3 protein-coding genes are annotated in these 1,736 nt (G+C 42.1%); 2 read left to right on the top strand and 1 reads right to left on the bottom strand.

Annotated elements, in window-relative coordinates:
• Positions 1-178 precede the first annotated feature (178 nt).
• Together AB6C75_RS23430 and AB6C75_RS23425 are read left to right on the top strand one after the other, a co-directional pair.
• Positions 179-688 (top strand): helix-turn-helix domain-containing protein, encoded by a 510-nt coding sequence (locus AB6C75_RS23430; protein WP_016784615.1) that lies wholly within the window; start codon positions 179-181, stop codon positions 686-688.
• Complete coding sequence (locus tag AB6C75_RS23425; protein ID WP_106427119.1) at positions 685-1,527, top strand: IS3 family transposase; 843 nt, start codon at positions 685-687, stop codon at positions 1,525-1,527. The genes AB6C75_RS23430 and AB6C75_RS23425 overlap by 4 nt, the downstream gene beginning before the upstream one ends.
• A gap of 86 nt (positions 1,528-1,613) precedes the next feature.
• Here the strand turns inward: AB6C75_RS23425 and AB6C75_RS23420 are convergent.
• The coding region (locus tag AB6C75_RS23420; protein ID WP_372109501.1) for a LytTR family transcriptional regulator DNA-binding domain-containing protein at positions 1,614-1,736 on the bottom strand (123 nt) is incomplete at its 5' end.

The following is a 1,736-nucleotide window of genomic DNA, read 5'->3' as shown; positions in this document are numbered from 1 at the left end:
TACACTTCAAACGGACTGGTTCACATCACCGACAGGGTCGAAGGTATGGTAAGTAACTCGAGCTTGGTCATTAAAAAATGAGTTAATCTTTAGAAATACCGATAAAAATTAAACCAAAAAGCCATCTACAAGTGAACTGACCCCCAATAGTTGGACACCAATTATTGGGGGTCTTTTTATGTCCAAATATAGCCGAGAGCTAAAATGTATCATTGCTAGGCAATACTTAGATGGCACGTCATCTCTCTACTTAGCAAAACAATATTCAATTTCTTCAAGACAGATACGGTATTGGGCTCAAGTCTTTGCCATCCATGGTGCTGATTCATTTTTACCAACTAACCAAGCGGCTACTGCTCAGACAAAACGAAAAGCATTGAATTTAATGTGGACGAATGAATGGTCTCTCACGCACACTAGCGCAGTATTAAACCTCTCATCCCCTGGGATACTCTCTGTCTGGCTCAAACGATTTAATGAGCATGGTATCAAAGGGCTCAAAATGCGCCAGAAAGGAAGACCCTCAATGAAAAAGCAACCTCAACGTACCACTAAGCCTGATGATGAAATGACACTTGAGGAGCTAAAAGAGGAGTTGGTCTATTTGCGAACCGAGAATGCCGTTCTAAAAAAGTTGGAAGAGTTGGAGCAGGAAAAAAACCGTCGAACAAAGAAAAAGCGGTCATAGCTCTAACTCTTAAAAGCAAGTACCCGTTAAAGCACTTACTGCACACTCTACAGCTGGCAAAAAGTGTCTTTTATTATCAGGCTCAAACGAGCAAGCGCCCAAATAGCTACGAACGTGAGCTGCGGTTGATAAAGTCAATTTATCATGAGCATAAGGGGCGATACGGCTACCGCCGAATTCACTTGGAACTAAAAAATCAGGGGTTCGAGCTTAATCACAAAACGGTTCAAAGGCTTATGGCTCAGCTCAACCTTAAATCGACGGTCAGGATTAAAAAGTATCGTTCATATCGAGGAGAGTCTGGAACAGCAGCTCCTAACGTGCTTGAAAGAGATTTTAGTGCGACTCAACCCGATGAAAAATGGGTAACTGATGTCACGGAGTTCAAAGTAAAAGAGCAGAAAGTATACTTGTCTCCCGTTGTCGACTTGTTTACTCAGGAAGTGGTTGCTTATAGAGTGGCTAAAAATGCCTGCTTGCCGCTTGTCACGGATATGCTGACGGAAGCCATATCAAAGCTTAAACCCAACTCAAAGCCAATTATACATAGCGATCAAGGTTGGCAATATCGCCATCGACAGTATCAAAAAAAGGTAGCGGAGAGTGGGTTAACGCAAAGCATGTCGAGAAAAGGTAACTGCTTGGATAATGCGGTTGCTGAAAACTTTTTTGCTTTACTCAAAACAGAGATGTATCACAACCAAAGCTTTGAAGATGCAGATGCTCTGATAGAGCAAATTAAAGAATACATCGAGTACTACAATACCAAACGTATAAAAGTGAAACTAAAAGGCCTGACTCCGATAGAATATCGAACTCAGGCCTTGAAAGCCGCTTAACAGAAATGTCCAACTTTACGGGGTCACTTCAGATACGTTGGCTTTTTTGATCGTGCTTTGGAACAGGGCGTCGAACTTCTAACGGGTTACTGGAGACCGAGTTGCTCTTTTAACGTCTTGAGATAACGACGACTGACAGGTACTTCAAAGCCGGTCAGGGTAATGATCTCTGCTAATCCATTTTCTAATAATTTGATTTCTTGGATCGA

The sequence above is a fragment of the Vibrio sp. 10N.237.312.B06 genome, from assembly GCF_041464685.1.
Taxonomy (GTDB): domain Bacteria; phylum Pseudomonadota; class Gammaproteobacteria; order Enterobacterales; family Vibrionaceae; genus Vibrio; species Vibrio tasmaniensis_A.
This window is presented reverse-complemented; position numbering and strand designations above follow the sequence as displayed.

Bases quoted from the DNA above. Each gene is read 5' to 3' on its own strand.
- AB6C75_RS23430 (WP_016784615.1), top strand. From the start codon at position 179: ATGTCCAAATATAGCCGAGAGCTAAAATGTATCATTGCTAGGCAATAC.